General features: G+C 58.7%; 15 protein-coding genes, 1 tRNA gene and 1 pseudogene. 12 read left to right on the top strand and 5 right to left on the bottom strand.

Translation table 11 applies throughout. From position 1 onward, the window contains the following. Positions 1–8 precede the first annotated feature (8 nt). Positions 9–1,166 carry an MFS transporter gene (locus J5W70_RS10670; protein ID WP_022396058.1) on the bottom strand — a complete coding sequence of 386 codons (1,158 nt, stop codon included), beginning with the start codon at positions 1,164–1,166 and terminating at the stop codon, positions 9–11. Positions 1,167–1,663: 497 nt separating this feature from the next. Here J5W70_RS10670 and J5W70_RS10665 point away from each other — a divergent pair, with 497 nt between their 5' ends. Next, positions 1,664–2,284: a DUF417 family protein gene (locus J5W70_RS10665; RefSeq protein WP_022396057.1), complete on the top strand. Its 621-nt coding sequence runs from the start codon at positions 1,664–1,666 to the stop codon at positions 2,282–2,284. Positions 2,285–2,529: 245 nt separating this feature from the next. Here the strand turns inward: J5W70_RS10665 and J5W70_RS10660 are convergent. After that, positions 2,530–3,131 (bottom strand): annotated as a pseudogene (locus tag J5W70_RS10660) (transglutaminase domain-containing protein). Between J5W70_RS10660 and J5W70_RS12855 the strand changes: the two are divergent. After that, on the top strand, positions 3,130–3,264 hold the full coding sequence (locus tag J5W70_RS12855) for a hypothetical protein (RefSeq protein WP_257228523.1): 135 nt from the start codon (positions 3,130–3,132) through the stop codon (positions 3,262–3,264). The pseudogene J5W70_RS10660 and the gene J5W70_RS12855 overlap by 2 nt on opposite strands. 274 nt (positions 3,265–3,538) lie before the next feature. Here the strand turns inward: J5W70_RS12855 and J5W70_RS10655 are convergent, their stop codons facing one another. Then, complete coding sequence (locus J5W70_RS10655; RefSeq protein WP_022396054.1) at positions 3,539–5,410, bottom strand: M60 family metallopeptidase; 1,872 nt, start codon at positions 5,408–5,410, stop codon at positions 3,539–3,541. Positions 5,411–5,584: 174 nt separating this feature from the next. Between J5W70_RS10655 and htpG the strand changes: the two genes are divergently transcribed. The 8 genes from htpG (at position 5,585) to thiM (ending at position 14,039) form a co-directional block, all read left to right on the top strand. Next, on the top strand, positions 5,585–7,426 hold the full coding sequence (htpG, locus tag J5W70_RS10650) for a molecular chaperone HtpG (protein WP_022396053.1): 1,842 nt from the start codon (positions 5,585–5,587) through the stop codon (positions 7,424–7,426). A gap of 75 nt (positions 7,427–7,501) precedes the next feature. Continuing rightward, positions 7,502–8,344, top strand: a complete 843-nt coding sequence (locus J5W70_RS10645) for a potassium channel family protein (RefSeq protein WP_215832812.1) — start codon at positions 7,502–7,504, stop codon at positions 8,342–8,344. Positions 8,345–8,499: 155 nt separating this feature from the next. Next, a complete protein-coding gene (gene alr, locus J5W70_RS10640; protein ID WP_022396051.1) occupies positions 8,500–9,606 on the top strand; it encodes an alanine racemase in 1,107 nt (368 codons plus the stop codon). 103 nt (positions 9,607–9,709) lie between these two features. After that, positions 9,710–10,150: an RrF2 family transcriptional regulator gene (locus J5W70_RS10635; RefSeq protein ID WP_102722359.1), complete on the top strand. Its 441-nt coding sequence runs from the start codon at positions 9,710–9,712 to the stop codon at positions 10,148–10,150. Positions 10,151–10,286: 136 nt separating this feature from the next. Then, complete coding sequence (locus tag J5W70_RS10630; protein WP_022396049.1) at positions 10,287–11,573, top strand: O-acetylhomoserine aminocarboxypropyltransferase/cysteine synthase family protein; 1,287 nt, start codon at positions 10,287–10,289, stop codon at positions 11,571–11,573. Positions 11,574–11,609: 36 nt separating this feature from the next. Beyond that, a complete protein-coding gene (cysK, locus tag J5W70_RS10625) occupies positions 11,610–12,539 on the top strand; it encodes a cysteine synthase A (protein WP_022396048.1) in 930 nt (309 codons plus the stop codon). 19 nt (positions 12,540–12,558) lie between these two features. Further along, positions 12,559–13,173: a thiamine phosphate synthase gene (thiE, locus tag J5W70_RS10620; RefSeq protein ID WP_022396047.1), complete on the top strand. Its 615-nt coding sequence runs from the start codon at positions 12,559–12,561 to the stop codon at positions 13,171–13,173. Between the two features lie 50 nt (positions 13,174–13,223). After that, a complete protein-coding gene (gene thiM / locus J5W70_RS10615; protein WP_022396046.1) occupies positions 13,224–14,039 on the top strand; it encodes a hydroxyethylthiazole kinase in 816 nt (271 codons plus the stop codon). Between the two features lie 86 nt (positions 14,040–14,125). Here thiM and J5W70_RS10610 read toward each other — a convergent pair whose 3' ends face one another. Both J5W70_RS10610 and J5W70_RS10605 read right to left on the bottom strand, forming a co-directional pair. Then, positions 14,126–17,623 (bottom strand): S6 family peptidase, encoded by a 3,498-nt coding sequence (locus tag J5W70_RS10610; RefSeq protein WP_022396045.1) that lies wholly within the window; start codon positions 17,621–17,623, stop codon positions 14,126–14,128. A 131-nt stretch (positions 17,624–17,754) separates the two neighbouring features. Beyond that, entirely contained in the window at positions 17,755–22,326 is a 4,572-nt protein-coding gene (locus J5W70_RS10605) for a S6 family peptidase (protein WP_102731018.1), read from the bottom strand. 383 nt (positions 22,327–22,709) lie between these two features. Here J5W70_RS10605 and J5W70_RS10600 point away from each other — a divergent pair, with 383 nt between their 5' ends. Together J5W70_RS10600 and J5W70_RS10595 are read left to right on the top strand one after the other, a co-directional pair. Beyond that, positions 22,710–23,174, top strand: a complete 465-nt coding sequence (locus tag J5W70_RS10600) for a Panacea domain-containing protein (protein ID WP_022397185.1) — start codon at positions 22,710–22,712, stop codon at positions 23,172–23,174. 141 nt (positions 23,175–23,315) lie between these two features. Then, positions 23,316–23,390, top strand: a tRNA-Gln gene (locus tag J5W70_RS10595). The last annotated feature ends 461 nt before the right edge of the window (positions 23,391–23,851 follow it).

Raw genomic sequence — 23,851 nt, 5'->3', positions numbered from 1 at the left:
TTAACAATTTACACATACCCCGGCTGGGCGGACATGCGGCCGGAAATCATGCCGAGCACGCAGAAAAAGGTATAAACCAGGCAGAACGGCAGGAAGGAACCGCCCTGGTGGAGGAAGGAGGTGAACAGCAGGCTCAGGGCAGCGCCCATGGTGAAGCCGATGCCCTGGGACATGCCGGAAAGCCTGATCGCCTCCGACGGGGTTCTGGCCCGTTCCACCATCAGCGCCATTCCGCGGCTGAAAACGGTTCCCGTCGCCAGGCCGAACAGAATGGCCATCCAGACAGCCCAGTCCAGCGGAAGATACAGGATGCCCCAGCAGGAAAGAGCCGCCAGGGCCATGGCCATCACGATGAGAAGGCCCCGGCCCCCCGTGGCTTTTTCCAGAGCGTGCGCGGAGAGCGTGGCGGGAAGCTGGGCAAACATGGCTACGGAAAGGATGAAACCTGCGTCCACGTAGCTCATGCCGCGCTGCCTCAGGAAGATGGGAATCCAGGTGTAAAAGAAATAGGCTGCCCCCACCCGGCTCAAATAAAAGATGGTGACCTGCCATGCCTTGCTGCTGCGCAGCAGGTTGCGGCCGGAAGAATCCGGATCGCGCTGGAACACTCCTACCGGATGCTTGAGGAAGTACGCGCCCCACACCAGCATTCCCAGCAGGATGGGAATAATCCATATTCCCAGCCCAAAGCGCCAGCCGCCCAGCATGTTGGAGATGGGAACGGACAGGCCGGAGGCCACCGCGCTCCCCACGCCGATCATGGCGCTGTAAATGCCCATCATGGCGGAGGCGTGGTCCGGAAACTGGTGCTTGATCAGTCCGGGAATAGCCGCTCCGGCAATCCCCATGCCCAGCCCCATCAGGACCATGCCGCCGTACAGGCCCGCCACGCCGTCCCAGCTGCGCCAGAAAATACCGGCCACGGCCAGAAGCTGGAACCAGAAAATGATCTTCCACGGCGTCAGCCAGCGCGCCACGCGCGGAGAAATGGGCGCGGCCACGCCCAGCACAAACACGGGCAGCAGGGCAAACAGCCCTGAATTTTCAAGGGAAAGGCCCATATCCTTTTCAATCGTTCCCAACAGCGGGTCCGGAGAGTCAAATCCGGTCCGCAGATTGAAACAAATGATCAAAAAGGCCACAAGCAGCAGCATCTTTCCCTTCATGCTTCCGGAAGTTCCTGCCTTATCCATCCCATGTTATACAGCCGTTCCCCCGCCCCCGTTCAAAAGTAAAAAACTTTTCCGGCTGTATGCGGCAGGGGGCCCGGGAAACGGTTTGCGCGGCTGGACGGAATGCGAAGCATGAACTCCGCAGAATGAGGGAAGCCGAACGTGGAACAAATCACTCTCTTGACCCCGGCACCGCAGCCATCAGGAAAGGCAGAGGAAGACATGTTCCCGCAGCTTGAACGAAACAGGCCGCCTGGGAATGAAGGCCTCCCGGCCTTCGGGAATCCATCCTGGGAGCGCAGCAAGCCAAGCTCTGGAAAGGCAGCCATTTATATCTCTCCTTTTCCAGTTTTTCCACTCACATCTAAAAAAACACCATCATATTAAAAAAGAATGTCTTACGGCTTGTCTGCATTTTATATTCCTATAGGAATATTTGGAATTAAACTAAATTCCCTTGACGATGAATATTTTCAGTATTACAAGCGGATATGCCTACTACATGCCCGTCCCCTGAAAAATGCCTCCGATACGCCGAGACCGTCCAACGGTTCGGCATCAATTTTCTGAGAGTGGCCGTCTTCATCGTCTTTGCCTGGATTGGCGGCCTCAAGGCCTTCCAGTATGAAGCGGACGGCATTGTTCCCTTCGTAGCCAACAGCCCGATGATGAGTTTCTTCTACGACAAGAAGGCTCCCGAATACAAGCAGCACATGAATAAGGAGGGAGCCGTGGTGCCGGCCAATATCGCATGGCACAAGGAAAACAACACCTACGGCTTTGCCTACGGGCTGGGAATCCTGATCGTCTCCATCGGCACGCTCGTACTGCTGGGCCTCTTTTTCCCGAAGGTGGGCCTCATCGGCGACTGCCTGCTCATCATCATGACCGCCGGAACCTTGTCCTTCCTGATAACCACCCCGGAAACGTGGGTGCCCGACCTGGGCGGACCCAACCACGGCTTCCCCTATCTGTCCGGGGCGGGACGCCTCGTCATCAAGGATATCGCCATGATGGCCGGAGGCTTCATCCTGCTGGGCACGGATTTCAAGCGCATCCTGAAGGCGCGCCTCGGTTGCCCAAGGAGCGGGGAATCCTGCTGCAAGAACTGATTCTTTCCGTCACCGCCTCTGCCGAACGGCAGAGGCTTTTTTATGCGTTAATGTTCCATATGCAGCCGTCTGGAGCGGCTTAACCTCTTGCGTCAATTGAAAGAAAATCAAGCGTCAGCGAAGGAATAATAAAAAAGGGCGCAGTCCCTGGCCGCATTCCGTTCAGAAACCGCAGAGGCCTGCGGCGCCCCGGGAACCGTTCCTCCTGCATTCAGAGCGGGAGCACGGAACAGCCGCCTGTTCCGCTAAATTTCTCCCGGCAGGGAATGGAGGTACATGTCAGGGCGTCCGTGCTGTTTTCCAGCACGTCCATGGTGAGCTGCAAGGGTTCCGCGTAAATTTCAGGATAATCCGCTTCCCCTATTTCCGGCCTCACGCGGAACGCGAGCCGTTCCTTCTCCAAATCCATCTCCGCCCGGATGCCCTCTTTATTGCCCCTGGCGTCAAGTCTGATCCACCTGCCCGGATCTTGCAGAAAAACCGCATTCAGGGCATGGATGCAGTACCCGCTTCCCGGCGTATCTTCCAGCGTCAGCCGCTGGTAGCATATCCCCGCCGGGATGCCGCAGGCTCTGAGCAGGGCCGCAAGCAGATTCGCCTTAGCCCAGCAGATGCCCGTTTTCTCCCGCAGCACGTCTGACGCCGAAACCGTCACTCTTTTATCCTGCGCATCCCATGAATGGCTTATTTCATCCCTCACGAAGCGGTAGGCGCCTGCTATCCATTCCAGCTCTCCTTTACCTGCGGCGCGGAGCCGGGCGGCCCTGTCCAGCACCAGCTCATGCTTCCAGTCAATATAAGGACTGGTTTTCAAATATTCACTGAGGTCGTTGACGATGGCGGCCATGCTTGCTTCTTCACCTCTTACTGGAAAACCGGAAGGAAGTACAGGCGGAAAAGGCCACGCAGGTTCCGGGGGCAAGATGGAGCTTCACGATGAAGAAATCAGCCACGGTGTCCTGGGCATGCAGCAGGCCTGATAAGAGCGAAAGCATTCCGGTTTTCGTACCTGAACTTATCCCAAGCGCGGCAAAGGGAAATTTCTGCGTTTGCCGTTCATGGTTTTGCAAGGGGCGGGAGCCCTTGTTCCCGGGACGCGGCCATAAAAATACACCGGAGAAGACGTATGGGGCGATTATTCACCTGGCCGCTTTCCTGTGGCCGGAGGGCCGTCATGGAGCGAGAACACCCCCATGAAAAAGCGCCGCCGTTCCGGAGAACGGCGGCGCCCGAACACGCTAACCTCTTAAGCTTTTATTTGGCGGGACGCTTGCCGTACGCCAGCGTACGCTTGCCATCCCAGGAAACGGCCTCAATCCGGGTGGAGCCCTCCGGATAGGGAACCGTGGTGGAGGAGTTGTCCTTGGAATCCGTCCCCACCATGGTGATGCGGACCATTTCCTTATCCTTGTAGGTTTCAAAGACGGCGGCGTTTTTCCACACGTCATGGGAGATGATGCGCCGGTTGCCCTGTTCCGTGATGCCCTGGTTGCAGGCGCCCCGGACGGGCAGGCGGTTCTTGTACGCCTCCACGCTGTTGACGGAAAGGTAGTAAATGACGGGGCTTTCCGGCTTCTTGTACTTTCTGGCGTACGCAATCAGGTTTTTGCAATCGGACTCCGTGATGGTCATGCGGGCGCAGGTGTAGTCGTCCAGTTCCTGGTCAATGGGCTTGAGCATGCCGGTCTTCTGGAAGAAATCCGTCAGGTCCTGTTTGGAGACGTCGCAGGCGTTCTTCATGAACGCAAGCTGAAGCTCGCCGTCCTTCTTCCCCTTGGTGTCCATCTTGATGGCCTTGTAGAAGATGTCCGGATAGAAGTCGGGATTGCCCTTCCCGGCCACCTTGAAATACAGCTCCAACTGCCACAGGGGAGCCAGCTTGACAAAGTGGTCGTGCACCATCGGGCGGTTGTCCCCTCCGGAACGCTTGTCCGGGCCAGTCTGGATGAGCCAGTTTTCCCCCTTCAGGATGCCGTTGTTCAGGTAGGCGTTAAAGCGGCCGCCGATCATGTTGCCGTCCCCGCCGTTGATGCGTTCATGCTCCAGGCGCATGCTGGAGGGATTCAGCATGTAGTTCACGTAGGCGGAGTAAATGTTGTTGGTCACTTCCCCGGTGGATACCCATTTCATGGCGGGGCGCACCTGGTTGACATGGCCGAATTCATGGGCGATGCCCCAGGCGCTGCCGGGAATCTTGTCCGGATTGCCCACTTCCCCCATCGTGCCGTTGTGGAAGGCGGCGCCCGTGCCGTCCGCGTGCATGAAGCCATTCCAGATCACGCGGCCGAACATCCGGTTTTTAGGCAGCATCTTGTACTTGTACAGGCCCATGATCTGCTGCTCCATGCCGATGATCTTGTCATACAGGGCGATCAGTTCCTCCCCCTTGTCCGGGCAGAATTTCTTGAGTTCCTCCACCGGATAAACCAGGTGCACGCGGCTGCCAACGATGTCCACCACCTCCGTGGGGGAATTTTCCAGCATCTTCTTCCAGTCGCTGTTCTTGCTCACGCCTCCCACGAACACGCCGTTCACCTTGCCGGACGGGATGGAGAGCCGTACCTTGGGAGCTTTCTTGTAGTTGGGCGTGAAGTATTCAATGTAGCCCAGCCCCTTGTTTTTCGCCTTGATGATGTTGATTCCCGCCTTGAGGGGGTAGGAGCTGCGGCCTCCGTCACGCCCGAAGTTGTGGATGACCAGGTTCAGTTTTTCCCCTTTGGGGTCTTCCATGACCAGCAGCACGTCCTCCCCTTCCTCAAAAAAGATGCCGGTGGGGTTTTCAAACTTGCTGTACTGGCTGGTGCGCAGGCGGTCCGCCAGGTCCTTGACCGGTTCGTACGGTTCCGCCGTGATGGCGCGCGCCTTGCGGTCATATTTTTTCTCCGCCATCTGGCGGGCGAGCCCGCGCACGAAGGGATCCTTGATTTTGGCGATGCGGTCACGCGTGACATTGGGTTTCAGCGCCAGCATGAAGTCATTGGTGAAGACGTTGGAATCCAGCGCCTTCAGGCCCGCTTCCGTAATCGGAACGGACCCGGTCTCCTGGGCGGAAAGCACGCCGCCGCCCAGCATGCCGCAGAGAGCGAGCAAAATGGCTCCCTTTTTCAAGAATGGTAAGAGGATCATGTTTATAAAACTATACTGATCAGTTTCCTGAATTGTTTCAAGGAAAAATCCTCCGGCAGGAACATGGACGGAAAAAGGCCGTTTTTGTGACATGGGGCGTTCCTGCCACCGCTTAAAAACTGTCCATCCCCTTGACGAGATCCCTATAATGGCACCCGTAACACATTTTTCCATATGAATACAGAAACGCATCAATTCCAGGCGGAAGTCCGGCAGCTGCTGGACATTGTCATCAACGCCCTTTACAGCGACCGGGAAATCTTTGTGCGGGAGCTCGTTTCCAACGCCTCCGACGCCCTGGAGAAGCTGCGCTTGAAACAACTGACGGATTCCAACATCTACCAGCCGGAAAAGCCTCTGGAAATCAGCATCACCACGGACAAGGAGAACAAGACCATCACCATCGCGGACACCGGCATAGGGATGACGGAAGCGGACCTGGTGGAAAACCTGGGGACCATCGCCCATTCCGGCACCAAAAAGTTCATGGAAGCCCTCAAGCAGAAGCAGGAAGGCGGCGCGGACCTGATCGGCCAGTTCGGCGTGGGCTTTTACAGCTCCTTCATGGTGGCGGACCAGGTGGAGGTCTTTACCCATTCCTACGAACCGGAGGCGGCCTCCCTGCGCTGGACTTCCAACGGACGGGAGGGCTACAGCATTGAAACCCTTGACGAACCGCTGGACCGCGGCACCCGCATCGTCATCCACCTGAAGGATGAGTATGAGGAGTTTTCCCAGGAATACCGCGTGAAGGAGCTCCTGCGCCGTTATTCCAACTTCGTGGGCTTCCCCATCAACTTCAACGGAGAGCACATCAACACCGTCCAGGCCATCTGGTCCAAGTCCAAATCAGACGTGAAGCCGGAGGAATACGACGAGTTTTACCAGTTTATCTCCCATACGGATGAAAAGCCCCTGTCCTACATGCATTTCAGCGCGGACGCCCCCATCATGCTGAATGCCCTGCTTTTCATCCCCAAGCGTAATCCGGAAATGTTCGGCTTCGGCCGCGTGGACGCCAACGTCTCCCTGTACTGCAAGCGCGTGCTGATTGACGCCAAGCCGGAAGGCCTGCTTCCGGAATGGCTGCGCTTCCTGAACGGCGTGGTGGACAGCGAGGACCTGCCCCTGAACATTTCCCGCGAAATGCTCCAGGACAATTCCCTGGTGCGCAAGATCAGCGACATTATCACCAAGCGCTTCATCAAGCACCTGGACAAACTTGCCAGGGACGAAAAAGAAACCTATAAGGAATTCTACGGACAGTTTTCCCGCTACCTGAAAGAAGGGGTGGTCACCTCCTGGCCGAACAAGGAATCCCTAGGCAAGCTGCTCCGTTTTGAATCCACCGCCACGGAGCCGGAGGAAACGACCTCTTTCGAGGAATACATCACCCGCATGAAGGAAGGGCAGACGGCTATTTACGCGCTCACCGGCCCCTCCCGCTCCCACCTGGAAAACAGCCCGTACCTGGAAGCCTTCAAGGCCCGCGGATACGAAGTTGCCTTCTTCACGGACCACGGGGACGAGTTCGTGCTGGACTCCCTGTCCAGCGTGGACGGCAAGCCCGTCACGATGATCGACCGCGCCGACGTGGAGCTTCCCGAGCTGGAAGAGGAACAGAAGGACGCCCTGCCCCAGGAGGAAGCCACCGCCCTGGAAGAATGGCTGAAAGAACTGTACCCGGACAAATTCTCCAAGGTCACCCTGGGCAAGCGCCTGGTCAGCGGAGCCGCCGTGGCCCTGCAAAGCGGCAATGACATGGGCCCGGAAATGAGGGCGTACATGAAAGCCATGGGGCAGGAAATCCCCGAAAGCCATCCCCAGCTGGAACTGAACCCCTCCAACCCGCTGGTGAAGAAGCTCTCCGCCCTGAGGACGGAAAATCCGGAACTGGCCCAGATGGTGGCGGACCAGATCGCGAACACCGCCCTGCTCCGCGCCGGCATGCTGGACGATCCCGCCGTGCTGGCCCAGTCCTCCCAGGCCCTGATGGAGCAGCTCCTGCTTAAATAAAGCCTCCGGCGGAAACGGCCTCTTTCACAAGCCGCTCCCTGCCCCGGGGGCGGCTTTTTCCTTTCATTCCCCGTCATGAACGCGTTCCACCACATGCCCCGGCACTTCCTGTTCCTGAAGCTGGCCTATCAAACGGGCATGTGCCTGCTGGCCCTGGTCGCCGTGACGCTGGCGGCCATTGACCTGACTTCCGAGGCGGCGGAATGGGAAGTGACGGCAGACCGGGTCATTTACTGGATTTTCGTGCTGGATTACGTGGTCCGCTTCTCCATCAGCAGGTCCAAATGGCTCTTCGTCAAGGACCATGTCTGGGACCTGCTGGCCATCATTCCCTTTGACGTGCTGTTCCGTCTGTTCAGGTTCGCCTCCCTCGGCGAGATTCTGCGGCTCGCCAGGTACCTGGACCTGTTCTCCTACGCCATGAGGTTCACCACGCGCATCAGGCGTTTCTTCAACACGAACGGATTCAAGTACATCTGCATTGCCGCCCTGGTCATCATCCTGCTGGGGGCCGTGGGCATCCATCTGGCGGAAGGCATGAGCCTTCCCAACGGCATCTGGTGGTCCTTTGTCACCGCCACTACCGTGGGCTACGGGGACACCTACCCGGTCACCACTCCCGGAAAGTTCCTGGCCGTTTTCCTGATGCTCACGGGCATCGGCTTCGTGGGAACGCTGACCAGCACCATCACCTCCTTCTTCCTGCATCCCCATGCGGGAGAACCCATGCCGTACAGGGAGGAGGAAATTGAAGCCATCAAGAAGAAGCTGGACGGCCTCTCCTCCATGACGGACGAGGACATAGACACCATGGCGGCCCTGCTGAAAACCCTGCGGGACGCCCCGCACGCATCTTCCCCTTCAGAGCTGGAAACTCCTGCCTCCGGCCCCGGCACTTTACCGCAAAAGCCGGAATGACCCGAATGCCGGATGCGTCTCTGCACCCCTCCTGCCGTCCTCCCTTCTTTTTGCACCAAGACTGACAAAAATCCGTCTGGCATTGCACGGGCAAAGGCGGACAATCCCTCTGTGCCGCCTCTCTCCTTTTTCCAACCTCTCCGCCTTTCTCCATCATGCCAGTGACCAGCCCCCCCCGCGCCTGGGCCGAAATCGACCTCGGGGCCATCCGCCATAACCTGAACGTCGTCAAGCAGGCGGCCAAGGGTGAATATTACATGCCCGTGGTAAAGGCGGCAGCCTACGGTCACGGGCTGGAACAGGTCTGCCGCACCCTGGATTCGGAAGGCATCGCCTTCTTCGGAGTCGCCAACGTGGGGGAAGCGCGGCGCATCAGCCAGGCGGGGTGCCGCACCCGGCCCTATATCCTGGGTCCCGCCTTTCCGGAGGAACGGGAGGAAATCGTGCTGAACGGCTGGCGTTCCTTCATCTCCACCATGGAGGAAGCCGTGCACTACAATTCCCTGGCGCGTCTGTACGGGAAGACGCTTCCCATCCATATCTCCGTGGATACGGGCATGGGCCGCGGCGGATTCCTGCCGGACCAGCTTGAAGAATTGCTCTCCCGCCTGGGGGAACTGGACAGCCTGTACATGGAAGGGCTGGGCGCGCACCTGCCCTGCGCGGACGAGGACCGGGAAATCACCCTCCGGCAAATTGCCCGCTTTGAACAGATGGCCGCCCGCATCCAGGAAAAACTGCCCCTGAAGTACTGCCATCTGGCCAACAGCGCCGCTTCCCTGGATTATGAGATTCCCTCCAACAACATGTGCCGCCCCGGGCTGGTGCTGTACGGCTTTTCCCCCATTACCTCCCCATGGGCCGCGCAGTTGAAGCCGGCCATGGCCCTGTTCTCCCGCCTGACGGTGGCACGCACGCTGCCGGAGGGGCACGGCATTTCCTACGGAGGCACCTTTGTAACGGACCATCCCACCAGGGTGGCTACCGTGGGCATAGGCTATGCGGACGGCTACGTGCGCTCCCTGGCCCACAAGGGCGCCCGCGTGATGGTGGACGGCGTCTCCTGCCCGCTGCTGGGGCGCGTGACGATGGACCAGATCATGGTGGACGTCAGCCGGGTGCCGCACCCGGAACCGGGCATGACCGTGGAGATCATGGGGCCGAACATTCCCGTGACGGAACTGGCGGAAAAGGCCGGTACCATTTCCTGGGAAATTTTTACCGGAATAGGCCCCCGGGTGCCGCGCCACTACATCCACTGAACCCTCTGCCGGAGAAGCGGTCCGCCCGTGTTCCCTTATTCCGCGCGGTGCCTTCATTCCCGATTGACGGGCAGCCTGAAATATCGTTTATTGATCCGGTATGATGAAGGTTTCCACCAGAGGACGCTATGCACTGCGCCTGATGATTGATCTTGCCCAGCACAATGACGACGGCTACATCTCCCTGAAGGAGATTTCAGCCAGGCAGGACATCACCGTACGGTATCTGGAACAAATTATCGCCATCCTGCTGAAAGCGGGCTTCGTTCAGAGTTTCCGGGGGAAGTCCGGCGGCTACCGCCTGTCCCGGCATCCCCGGGAATACACCACGGAAGACATCCTGAAACTGACGGAAGGCTCCCTGCTGCCCCTTTCCTGCACGGCTTCCCAGAACAGCCCGTGCCCGCGGGCGTCAAGCTGCGCCACGCTGCCTTTCTGGCGGGGGCTGCAAAAGGTCATTGAGGATTACCTGGGCCGCGTCACGCTGGAGGACCTGTCCGAGCAGCAGAAGGAAATCGGCTGCGACTACGGAGCAGGCATTTAACCGGAGCACCCGGCCTGAACATTTTTTCGCCCCTTTTTTGTTTTGGCCTTATGTCCCACTTTTTTTACCCGGCACTTGACATCCCGTCCCGCTTTAACTATCTATTCCCTACTTTCCCGATAGGAATATAAAAAATATGAATAAGAACCATCGTTTTGAAACGCGCCAGATCCACGTGGGCCAGGAAAATCCGGACCCGGCCACGGATGCCCGCGCCGTGCCGATTTACGCCACCACTTCCTATGTCTTCAAGGACTCCGAACAGGCGGCCGCCCGTTTCGCCCTGGCGGAGCCGGGCAACATCTACAACCGCCTGATGAACCCCACGGCAGACGTTTTCGAAAAGCGCATCGCCGCCCTGGAAGGGGGAGCGGGCGCGCTGGCGGTAGCCACCGGAGCGGCGGCCATCGCCTATGCCGTCCAGAATATTGCGCGCGCCGGGGACCACATCGTTTCCGCCGCCAACGTGTACGGCGGCACTTACAACCTGTTTGCCCATACATTTGCCGAATCCGGCATTGAAACCACCTTCGTGGACGGCAGCAATCCGGACAATTTCGCCAAGGCCATCCGGGAAAATACGAAGGCCCTGTACGTGGAAAGCCTGGACAACCCGAACTGCAACGTTGCGGACATAGACGCGCTGGCGGAGGTGGCGCACGCCCGCGGAATTCCGCTCATTGTGGACAATACCTTCGCCTCCCCCTTTCTGTTCCGCCCTCTGGAGCATGGCGCGGACGTGGTGGTGCATTCCGCCACCAAATTCATCGGCGGCCACGGAACGGCGATGGGCGGCGTGATTGTGGACGGCGGCAAGTTCGACTGGACGCAGAATGATAAATTCCCCGGCATCAGCCAGCCCAACCCGAACTGCCACGGCGCCGTGCTGGCGGAAATCTGCGGCCCTCTGGCCTACATCATGAAGATCCGGACCACCCTGCTGCGGGATACGGGAGCCACCATCAGCCCGTTCAATTCCTTCCTGCTGCTCCAGGGGCTGGAAACCCTTTCCCTGCGGGTGGAGCGCCATGTGCAGAACGCCCTGCGCGTGGTGGATTACCTGGCGGCTCATCCCCAGGTGCAGAAGGTGAACCATCCCTCCCTGCCGGACCATCCGGACCACGAACTTTACCGGAAATATTATCCGAACGGCGGCGGCTCCATCTTCACCTTTGAAATCAAGGGTGGCGCGGAAAAGGCTCGCAAGTTCTGCGAAAGCCTGGAATTATTTTCCCTGCTCGCGAATGTGGCCGACGTCAAGTCCCTGGTGATTCATCCGGCCTCCACCACCCACTCCCAGATGACGGAGGAGGAACTGAAGGCGGCAGGCATCTCGCCCTCCACGGTGCGGCTTTCCATAGGCACGGAACATATCGACGACATTCTCGAAGACCTGGAACAGGGCTTCCGCGCCATTCTCTAACGATTTAACGGCTACAACGCTCTTTTCCTACAAGCCATGAGAATTTACAGAAACATTACAGAACTGATCGGCGGCACTCCTTTGCTGGAGCTGACCAATTACGAACGCAAAAACGGCCTGAACGCCGCTATCCTGGCCAAGCTGGAATACCTCAACCCCGCCGGCAGCGTGAAGGACCGCATCGCCCGGGCCATGATTGACGCCGCGGAAGCCTCCGGAGAGCTGAAGCCGGATTCCGTCATCATTGAACCCACCAGCGGGAACACGGGCATCGGCCTGGCGGCGGTGGCCGCCTCCCGCGGGTACAGGATCATCCTGACCATGCCTGAAACGATGAGCGTGGAACGCCGCAACCTGCTGAAGGCCTACGGCGCGGAACTGGTGCTGACGGACGGCGCGCTGGGCATGAAGGGAGCCATTGCCAAGGCGGAGGAACTGGCCGCAGGACTCCCCAACAGCTTCATTCCCGGCCAGTTCGTCAACCCGGCCAACCCGGAAGTCCATTTCCGGACCACCGGACCGGAAATCTGGAACGACACGGACGGCAAGGTGGACATCTTCGTAGCAGGCATCGGCACCGGAGGCACGATTACGGGCGTAGGCAAGTACCTCAAATCACGCAATCCGGAAATACGGATCGTGGCCGTGGAGCCGTCCGCCTCCCCGGTGCTGACCCAGGGAACCGCCGGCCCCCACAAGATTCAGGGCATTGGCGCGGGTTTCGTGCCGGAAACGCTGGATACCTCCGTGTATGACGAAGTCATCACCGTCACCAATGAAGACGCCTTCGCCACCGGCAAGGAGCTGGCGCGCACGGACGGCGTGCTGACGGGCATTTCCTCCGGCGCAGCGCTCTGGGCCGCCACGCAGGTGGCACAGCGCCCGGAAAACGCAGGCAAGACCATCGTGGTCCTGCTGCCGGACACGGGGGACCGCTACCTCTCCACCCCCCTGTTCACGGACTAATCCTTCCCATCCTCCAGCCATGAAAGAATTCAGCCTCCATCTCTACCTGGTCACTGATGAAGCGGCCAAATGCCGCCACAGCCTTCTGGAAACCGTCCAGAGGGCGGTGGACGGCGGCGTCACCATCGTTCAGTACCGCTCCACCAATCCGGACGCGGGCACCTGCTACCGGGAAGCGCTGCCCATCCGGGACTTCCTGGCGTCCCACGGCGTTCCCTTCATCGTCAACAACCGCATTGACCTCGCCCTGGCGCTGGACGCGGACGGCGTCCACATCGGCCAGCGCGATCTTCCTGTTCCTGCCGTCAGGGCCATGATCGGCCCGGACAGGATTCTGGGGCTTTCCGTCTCCAACGCGGACCAGCTCCGCGCCGTAGACGCCGCCCTGGTAGACTACCTTGGGATGGGGCCTGTCTTTCCCACCATCTCCAAGCTGAACGCCCCGCCCGTGCTGGGCGTGGACGGCTTCGCCGCCCTGGCCTCACAATCTCCCCTGCCCGTCGTCGCCATCGGCGGGCTGGACGTGGAGCGCGCCCGGCTGGTGCGCGCTACGGGAGCGGCCAGCGGCATTGCCGTCGTCTCCGCCATTTGCGGAGCGGAGGATCCGGAAGCCGCCGCACGGGCGCTGGCCTGACCGGCTGCATTCCGGAAACAAGCGGGCAGCAAAACATTCTTTCAAACGCCATGCCTTCACCAACTGACCTCGTCCATGCCGTCTCCGCCGATCTGGAAAAAATCCGGGAGACGGCTCCGTTGGTTCTCTCTCTGACCAACTCCGTCGTCCAGCCCCTGACGGCCAACCTGCTGCTGGCCGCAGGAGCCGTTCCCGCCATGCTTAACGATGCGGAGGAAGCCGTGGAAATGCTCCGCGGCGGAACGGGAGCCCTGCTGGTCAACCTGGGCACCGTGACGCGCGAACAGGGCGCCGTCATGCAGACGGCGGTGCAGGAAGCCAACCGGCTGGACATCCCCTGGGTTCTGGACCCGGTAGCCGTTGGAGCTCTCTCCCTGCGTACGCGGCTGGCGGAACAGTTGAAGGAACGGAAGCCCCGCATCATCCGCGGGAACGCCTCTGAAATCATGGCTCTGGCCGGGTACTCCTCCGTCACGAAGGGACCGGAAAGCACCAGCTCCAGCGCAGACGCCCTGCAGGCGGCCAGGGAACTGGCCCTGCATACGGGGGCGGCTGTCCTCGTCACGGGCCGCACGGACTATTCCACGGACGGCCGCCAGGTGATTTCCACGGAAAACGGACATGCCATGATGTCCCGCGTCACGGGCGTGGGCTGTTCCATGGGCGCGCTGGCCGCCGCCTGCGCCTCCGTCTCCTCCTCCCCCTTGCAAGCGGCCGTCTCCACGGCCGTATTAATGGGCATCGCGGGGGAAATGGCCTTTGAACAGAGTCCCGCTCCGGGCTCTTTTGCCGTCTCCCTGCTGGACAGCCTGTACTCCCTTTCTCCGGAAGAAGTGGCGCGGAGAGCGCGCATTCTTCCCTTTTAAACCGTTACTCCTCCTTCCCGTAACCGCGGAAAAGCAGCGCGCCGCACTCCCTCCGGAATGCGGCGCGTTGAATTTACAGGCCTTCTTTATTCGTTCCGCGGAACGGAACGGCGCAGGAACACCGCTCCCAGCGCAGCCATCAGCAGCATGCATGAGGACGGTTCAGGAACAGGAGCAGGCGCCGTAGCCGTAAACGCCGATGCCATGGCTGAAGAAGCTTCCGGAGCCGCATTCGGCGTCCACACCATGCTCACTTCCTTGGAATCCTCGTTCTTCTGGAGGCTCCACTGGCCGTACGCCGCGTAATCTCCGGCGGAAGACGCATCCAGCGTGAAATTACCCGTCAGGGTCGCGTTCGCTCCCCCCTCAATGAAGTTCAGGATGTGGGAGGTTCCCCAGAAGTCGGTGGAATAGTCGAGGCTCAACGCCGCCAGCTTCAGCTTGGCCCCCGCGTCAATCTGGAAGACGCCGGACTGAAGCATCAGGCTGTTGTACGCCAGTTCATTCCCGGCGGAACCGCCCATGGACAAGGTCAGTTCAAAGACGGAGCCGGACTGAAGCGTCGTATTCCCGGACAGGGTGGCGGAACCGGACAGAATGCCGCCGTTCTTCACCAGAATATTATTCCCCAGGCTGACCGTGCCCGCATCCGTCCCCAAGCCTCCCAGTACCAGGCAGCCACCGGAATTGACCGTCGCCATCCCCGTCCCGAGAGCCTGGTTGGAGGCCGCTGCCAGCGTTCCCCCATTGACGGACGTTCCGCCGGAATAGGTATTCTTTCCGGATAAAACCATGATCCCCTCTCCTGTCTTGGCAACGGAGCCCTTTGCTCCGGAGTAATTGACGATGTTGGCTGATACTTTTAAATCCGCCTCCGCCGTGCCGCGCTCCACCGCAAAGACAGCAGGACTGCCTCCCCTCAGCTTGACATTAACCGTCCTGATTTCCGAGGCCCTGTCCGCCGCCCTTACCTGGAAAACGGTATCCGTCCAGACCTCCATGCTTCCCTTCGCCACGCCGTCCAGCGTCCCTCCTGCCAGGGTGACGGTCATGTTCCGGAAGGTCTGGTTCCTGGTATCATTCTGGAACAGGGTTCCTCCGTTAATTTCCACATGGCTGACGCAGGCCTCATTTCCCGAATTGCCGAAACAGTCCACCCCGCGCAGGGAAACCGTTGCGCCCCGGTTGATAACCAGCCCTCCGCGGATAATACCTTCCTCACCTCCTGAAATAAGCATCAGCGTTCCTTCATTGACCGTAGTTCCTCCGGTATAAGCCTGGTGTTTCTGCACGGCGAGCATTCCGGAACCGTTTTTCACGAGGCGGCCCGTCCCGGATATTTGCAAATTAACGGAGCCGGCGCGGAGCGAATTGAAAGCGAGGGTTCCATTGTTGACAATCGTTCCCGTACCCAGGGAACCGTCTTTTTCCCCGTCACCCACGGCGAGCGTCCCCGCATCAATGACGGTACCTCCGGAATAGGAATTGGCCCCGGTCAGCACCAGCGTTCCTTCCCCGGTTTTCACAAGAGAGCCGGTTCCTGAAATAACGCCGGATTCCGTCGCGGAACCGGAGTCCACTTCCGCCCTCATGACGGCCCCGGAACCGGATAGAGCCACGTTCCCGCTGTGACTGCCGCCGGAAAGAATGGCATACGTCCCTCCGTCCGCCACGTTCACGGAAGAGCCAACTTCCGCATGGCCTCCCGCCGTGAACCGCGCACCGCTCTCCACATTCACCGTTCCGGTGGCAAAGAGGGCCGTCTCCCAGTCGTTCTCATCCACATAGCCGCCCGCGTGCAGGGCATGCACCCCGGCTACCTTCACCTCACCTCCCTGCACCGTCCATGTCCCGGTATTGAAAATATGCCCGGACAGGTTCCAGACGGAACCTTCTCCCGTGCCGGGCGCGTACACCACATGAAGCTGGCCGTCCTTCAAGGCCCCTCCGTCCATGAAGCCTCCAAGATAGTCCTGCGCCCCGTGCCCCGTAAACGTGAATGTCACGGCGGTATTCGCACGGAAATTGCCGAAGCAGGCTCCGGAATCCAGATGCGTGATGGCATTCAGCGTCAAATTATGCCCGTACATGTCCACCACGCCCCCGCGGTGGCCGAAGATGAACTCCCCGGACACTTGGTTTTCCCCGGCAAGGCGCACCATTACTCCGCCCCCGTTCAGCTTCACGTTACGGGCCGCGTAGCCGTCCCTGTCCAGAATCAGATTTCCGCCGCCGCCCACGTTGATGTCCGCCGCATTGTTCCCGTGGCCGCTGACGATCAAATCGCCTTCCCCAATCTTCCTCCACTCGTCTCCGGAGGCTCCGGTCAGCAAGGTGGTGACCGCAGCTCCCTTGTTCACCACAAAGCCCGCCGTATTCAGGCGGCGGGAAGAATCGCCCCCGTCGCTCAGCACGTAATCGCGGTTGAAGGTGAGGGAGCCCGCTCCGGTATCCACGGACCCCTGGAGCACGATTGTGCCGCCGGAGCCGTCAAAAATCAGATTATTGCAGGCGTTCAACTGCTCATTTGTAGCTTGTGTACCTTTCGTGGAGGTATCCCCGCGTAATCCGGCCGCCAATCCGGTGTAATCCGTAGTCACGCCTCTCTGCACAAAGGTCCCGTTGCCGTCCGTATCCGTCACGTTCCACAGTACGTCACCGCTCGCCGCAACGCTTATGGTACGGTTGAAGCTGTCCACGTAATCGCTGGCCCACTGGTTGCCGGAACGCATCTGGGTAAACTGTCCATACCCGCTTCCACTGGCAGACTGTGCCGCACCTACCCACTCCCACTTGCCGGAATTCTCATTGTACACATAGCACGGGCTTCCACTATCCCCTGACAATCCACCGGAAGGCAATGGATTGGACTCCGAAGGCTTCTTGAAATTGTACCAGAACCGGTAAGCCGGATAGGTCTTGGCATTTTCCGGGTCTGGCTCTCCTGTTCCCGGAGCGCTGGCCTGCCCCTCAAAAACAAGGGTTCCTCCGGTCAAATAGCCATAAGAGGCATCAATCTTTTCCTGTTTGCCGTTTCCTGTGGCGACAGCCTGAACTCCGGAACCAGCTCTCATGACCAGCCTCCCTTTCATGTTGTCCAGGTATTCCGGGTCAGTCAGGTAAGGTGCGTATTCCGCCTCCGTCACGATCTTGCTCAATCGCTGCACACGGTAGTCGTATGTCAAATCGGACTTATCACCCCATGCATCCTTTCTCGTAACGCTGCGGTAGGAATCGTAAAAAGGAGTTCCTTGCTTGGCACCGAAACGAACCGTAAAGGAAACGAAATGGTTATAATAATCATGTGATACGGTGGCGATGAAGCCGGGACCGCCCACCAGCGCGGCCTCCCCGATGTGGGCATCCGCCACGCCGTCAAAATTCATCATTTTGGGGATAGTTCCCACGTAATTGCCATTCTTGTCGTAGATGGCGACGTCTTTGGCATTCACGTCAAAAATGCCCCGGTTTTCCGCGAAATCACGGTAGGTCTGAACATCAAACGAGTCAGACATCAACCCGCCATAGGCGGGAGTGAGGAGGCAGGCCGCCCCCAGCAGCCCGGAATAATGATAAACATTCATAAGAAATTGAAATTAAGTTATGATTAAACAAGGAACAGGCAAGTCTGCCGCACTTCCCATCTTCCAGTCCAGACCGTTTGCACGAACATCCGGCAGGGCTTCGGGAAGTGCGGCGGGGTTCTTCATCAGGCTCACCGCACACGGCGGCGGAAAATACACGTCCCCAGGCCTGCCAGCACCAGCAGCGCGGAGGAAGGTTCCGGAACCGGCGCAGGAGACGGAGCCGCGAGCAACGCCGCAGTTTCCGAATGGTCCAAAACGGCCTCGGCATTGGGAGTCCAGACCATGTTCACGGTTTTGGAATCCTCATCGCCCTGGAGGGACCAGGACCCATAGGAGCCATAATTTCCGGCTCCGGACAGGTCCAGCGTAAACGCCCCCTTCAAACTGGCGTTCGCGCCGCCTTCTATCAGGTTCAGGATATGGGAGGTCCCCCAGAAGTCGGAGGAATAATCCAGAGACACCGCCGCCAGCTTCAGCTTGGCTCCCGCGTCAATCTGGAAAACGCCGGACTGGAGCATCAGGCTGTTATACGCCAGTTCATCCCCGGCGGCCCCTCCCATGGACAGGGTGAATTCCAGCATGGACCCGGCATTCAAGGTAGTATTCCCGGACAGGGTGGCGGAACCGGAAAGAATGCCGCCGCTCTTCACCAGAATATCATTTCCAAGAGAAACGGAAGCCAAATCCGTTCCCAGGCCCCCAAGCGCCAAACGTGCGCCGGAGTTGACCGCCGCCAAACCGGTTCCCAGAGCCTGGTTGGAGGCCGCTACCAGCGTTCCCCAGTTAACCGTGGTTCCTCCTGAATAGGTATTTCTGCCGGAAAGCACCATGATCCCGGCCCCTTTCTTAATGAAGGAGCCCTTCACCCCGGAAGAGTTGATGATGTTGGACGAGACATTCAGGTCAGACGCAGACTTGCCGCGTTCCACCATGAACACCGTCGGATTGGCGTCCCGCAACAGCACGTTGATGTTCCTGATTTCCGAGGCTTTGTTCGCGGCTTTCACATTAACCACAGCCTTCGTCCAGATATCCATGCGGCCTCCCGTGACGCCATCCACTACAGCGCCCTTCAGGTTAAACACCGTATTCTGAAACGTCTGGTTGGCTTTGTCTCCAAAATACAGGGTGCCTCCTGTGATATTCACGTTCTTCACGGAAGCGTTCCCTCCGGAATAACCGAAGCTGTCGCCGCCCTTCAACGTCACCTGCGCCCCCTCCTGAATGGCAAGGTTCCCGCGGATCATTCCGTTGGCACCGCCGTAGCCCAGCACAAGCGCGCCTTCATTCACGGTGGTTCCTCCCGTATAGGAAAGCATCTTCTGGATGGTAAGCGTGCCGGAGCCGTTCTTCACCAGAGCTCCGCTGCCGGATACATTGACGTTCACGGCAACGGCATCAGAGCGGTTGAAGGCCAGCACCCCGTTGTTGACCACAGCCCCGGTTCCCAGGGAACCGCTGGTTCCGCCATCGCCCACAGTGAGCGTTCCTGCGGCAATTGTCGTTACTCCGCTGTAGGAATTATTACCCGTCAGCACCAGTTCCCCGGCGCCTTTCTGGATCAATGCCCCTGTTCCGGAAATGGCGTTTCCCGCCGTCATCTTGTCCGTCCTGTTGAACGCCAGCGTGCCGTCATTCACAACGGCGCCCGTTCCCAGGGAACCGGCTGTTCCTCCATTGCCTACCGTCAGGAAAGCTCCGGACAAAATGCGCGTTTCACCGGAATAAGTATTATCCGCCGCCAGGATGACTCCGCCTGAGGTCTCCATTCCCTGCGTATCCACCGTCATGGCATGGGCCCCTCCCAGGGAGCTGGCTACCGTCAGCGTTCCGCCGCCGCCGAACAGGTAACCCTGCGTTCCGGCCGTCACGGAACCGGACAGGACGGCCTGGCCGTCCGCCCCGATGTAAACGGAATCCAGTCCCATTCCGCCCAGGTCCAAACCCGACGTGCGGTCACCGGACAGCAGCAGTACGCCACCGGACGCATTGGACACGTGCGCCAGGGCTGCATCCACTTCCGCTCCAAGGGAAAACGAGGTTCCGTATTTGACGAGCACGTTCTTGTTCTCCAGGCCAAGGGAACGCACGTCCGTATAGGCAAGCCGTACTCCCCCATTCAACTCAATGGCTCCGGAAAAGGCGGCTCCGCCTTCCGAATCACTGTTATGCGCATTGGCAAGCACCACGGCGCCCGTATTGGATCCGTTGCCGATGGACAAGGTGCCGGAACCGCTGAGCTTCAAGTTCACCGTCAGCGTTCCTCCTCCCCCGCCCAGGGACCAGCCACCGTCCGCGGTCCAGCCGGATAGAACTTCCGTGGTTCCGGACGTTCCCAAATTCACCTCTCCCAATGCGCCGACGGACAAGTTTCTGAAGCCGTTCAGGCCGGAAATCGCCGCCTGGTCTTCCAGCAGCACGAACGTTCCGGAAGACGCCTGGTCCAGCTTTCCGGCAATAGCGGAAAAACCAGCGCCTTCCACAGCCAGGGCTCCGGCGGCATCCAGCGACCAGACAGCCTGCCCGAGAGCCCCGGCGGAAGAGGCGCGCACCAGGCCTTCTTCAACCGTGGCAGTTCCGGAAAAACTGTTGTTCCCGTTTTTCAGAAGCAGGGTTCCTTCCCCGGTTTTCACCAGAGAACCGGCTCCGGAAATCACGCCGGACTCCGTCGCGGACCCGGAATCCACCTCCGCACGGAACATGGATGCGGTTCCGGACAACACAACGTTTCCGCTGTGATTTCCCCCGGCCAGCACGCCATACGTGCCTCCGTCATCCACCTGCACGGCAGACACCACCAGGGAATGGCCGCCGGTGGTAAACCGGGCGCCGCTGTTCACCTGCACTGTTCCAGTGGAAAAGGAGGCCATCTGCCAGTCGTTCTCATCCACATAGCCGCCCGCGTGCAGGGTGTGCACTCCGGCCACCTTCACCTCTCCTCCCTGCACCGTCCACGTTCCGGTATTGAGAATATGGCCGGCCAGATTCCAGACGGACCCTTCCGCCGTGCCTGGTGCGTACACCACATTCATCAGTCCACGGGAAGCGGCCTCCCCGTCCCGCAAAGCCCCCAGGAACGTCTGTTCCCCGGAGCCCGTGAACGTAAGCGTTACGGTGGAATTGCCAAGGTAATTGGCAAAAACGGCTCCGGAATCCAGGTGAGTGATGGCGTTCAGCGTCAAATTGTGCCCGTACATGTCCACCACGCCCCCGCGGTGGCCGAAGATGAACTCCCCGGATACTTGGTTTTCCCCCGCCAGGCGCACCATTACTCCGCCGCCGTTCAGCTTCACGTTGTGCGCCGCGTAGCCGTCCCGGTCCAGAATCAGCATCCCGCTTCCTCCCACGTTGATGTCCGCCGCATTGTTCCCGTGGCCGCTGACGATCAAATCACCTTCCCCGATCTTCCGCCACTCGTCCCCGGAGGTTCCGGTCAGCAGCGTCGTCACGGTTGCCCCCTTGTTCACAACGAAACCCGCCGTATTCAGACGGCAGGAGGCATTTCCTCCGTCGCTCAATACGTAATCCCGGTTGAACGTGAGGGAACCCGCCCCCGTATCCACCGAGCCCTGGAGAACAATGGTGCCGCCGGAGCCGTCAAAAATAAGATTGTTGCACACGCCTATCTGCGTGTCCGAGGCCCGCGTTCCCTGTGTGGAGGTATCTCCTCGCAGGCCGGAGGCCAGCCCGGTGTAATCCGTGCTGATATCTCCCTGAACGAAGGTTCCGTTTCCGTCGCCATCCGTCACATTCCACAGAAGATCCCCACCCCCTTCCGACACGCTGACGGTGCGGTTGAAACTGTCCACGTAATCGCTGGCCCACTGGTTGCCAGAGCGCATCTGGCTGAACTCGCCGTAGCCGCTACCGCCCTGGGATTGACCGGCCCCCACCCATTCCCATCTGCCGGACTTCTCATTAAATACATAGCTGGGACTTCCGCTGTCCCCTGCCAATATGCCGGAAGGCAGGGGATTGGATTCCGAAGGTTTCTTGAAATTGTACCAGAAACGGTAGGCCGGGTAAGTCTTGGCATTCTCAGGGTCCGGCTCTCCTGTTCCCGGAACGCTGGCCTGTCCCTCAAAAACCAAGGTTCCCCCGGTCAAATAGGAATAACCTCCGCTGACCGTGTCCTGTTTACCGTTCCCCGTGGCAATAGCCTGGGTTCCGGACCCGGCACGCAGAACCAGCCGTCCCTTCATGTTGTCCAGGTATTCCGGATCCGTCAGGTAGGGGGCGTATTCCGCTTCCGTCACGATCTTGCTCAACCGCTGCACGCGGTAGTCATACGTGTAATTCGTCTGGTCGCCCCAGGCATTCTTGATTACCACGCTCCGGTAGGCGTCATAAAACGGCGTTCCTTCCGTGGCTCCAAAACGCTTGGTAAACGTAATGGTCTGGTTATTGTAATCATGGGACACGGTGGCGATGAAGCCCGGGCCTCCTACCAAAGCGGCTTCCCCGGCATGGGCGTCCGCCAATCCGTCAAAATTCATCATTTTGGGGATGGAGCCCACGTAATTGCCTTCCTTGTCGTAAATGGCGACGTCTTTGGCATTGATTCCAAAGATGCCCCGGTTTTCCGCAAAATCACGGTAAGTCTGAACGTCGAAGGAATCAGACATCAATCCCCCATAAACGGGAGAGAGGAGACAGGCCGCCCCCAGCAAGCCGGAATGATAGAAATAATGTAAATTCATGGCAGAACGAGCTTTAGGTTAAAATAATTCAAATCATAAAAAGTGCTGCTATTCAAAATGTTTTTTAAAGGACGCTCCAGGAATCTGGAACTTTATTTCATTCCCAATAATTTTAATTATTCTTCATTTTGTTAGAGTTTGAAAACACCATTTGTTTTCAACAAACGACTTTACATTCCCCCCACAACAAGAACTGGCGCGAATACCAAGCTTTGCATGACACAAATTATTTCTTCTTTTTCCTTGCTTCAAATAAATTTACCTGAAAGTTCGCCTTTTCCGGCACTCCGCCTCATCTCTTCTCCATACCGCGCAAGAATGAAACCTGTTTAGTATTGTGAAATATCCCCGGCCTTTTATAATGAAGGGCAACCCATTTCAGCATGGCAAACCATACTACCACGCAAAAGCTCTGCAACTGGTTCATTCAGCAGGCGAATGCAAAAAACCTTCCTCTCACGCCCGTCAAACTGAACCACCTGGTCATTCTGGCGGACTGGTGGCACCTGCACCATCACGGCGATTTCCTGATCAACGAACGGGCGGAAGCATGGACCTGCGGGCCGGTGCTCCCCTCCATTCATCACGAATACAAGGACCAGCCGCCCTGCTCCATCATTGAACACCCCAGCCGCCGCCAGCCCCCCCTGGAAGAGGAAACGGACATCATCCCTTTTCTGGAACACATCTGGAACGTCTATGGCAAATACACGGCCCAGCAGCTTGGCCGCATCAACACAGCGCCGGCCTCCCCCTGGCAGCAGGCGCAGGGCAGGCACGGAGAAGCGGAACACCAGCAAATTGCCCGGGAACACGTGAAAGCCTACTTCCAAACCCTGGCTGAATGACCCCGGGAGAAAAGCTGGACCGCCCTTTTTTCTCCGCATTCATTTTTTCTATTCAAAACACACATTTGAGTGAAAAAAAAACTTGCAAAGAACAGCCGGTTCCGCTTTAATTCGCCCGCACCGCAAAGGTGCCCGTTACATAGCCCTATAGTGTAATCGGTAACACAGCGGATTCTGGTTCCGTATTTTGGGGTTCGAGTCCTCATAGGGCTACCACCTTTAAGAAAAAGGCCGTCTCTCCGGAGGCGGCCTTTTTTACTTTTAACGTTCCTCTGGGCCAGGAAAAAGTCCGGAACTTTCCAGCAACTGCGGAGTCCTTCAAAGCGTGGACGGCACCTTTCCAAATAATCCCTCTGTTGATCTGAGGACACGGACAGTAAGAACGCAAATGCACATTTTCTCCATCCTCCACCGTAAGGGAATATTCCCGGACCTAGAAAAACGGTCAAATAGCCGCTAACAGCGCCAGACGGACCATGGGAAAAAGACAAAAGGCCTTCCCTCTTTCCGGCCCTTCCTCTTTCCCTGAAAGGAACTTGTGTCCGGACCGCCGGGATGCCAGCCCCGGTAATTCCTGAGAAACATTTTGTCAAAGGGTCCACCATTTCCTTTCGCGGGCATGAAGCATATTCCGCCGCGTGCTCATGAAGGAGCAAATTTTTGAAAGATTCTCTCCC

Source organism: Akkermansia massiliensis (assembly GCF_018847375.1).
GTDB classification, from domain to species: domain Bacteria; phylum Verrucomicrobiota; class Verrucomicrobiia; order Verrucomicrobiales; family Akkermansiaceae; genus Akkermansia; species Akkermansia massiliensis.
This window is presented reverse-complemented; position numbering and strand designations above follow the sequence as displayed.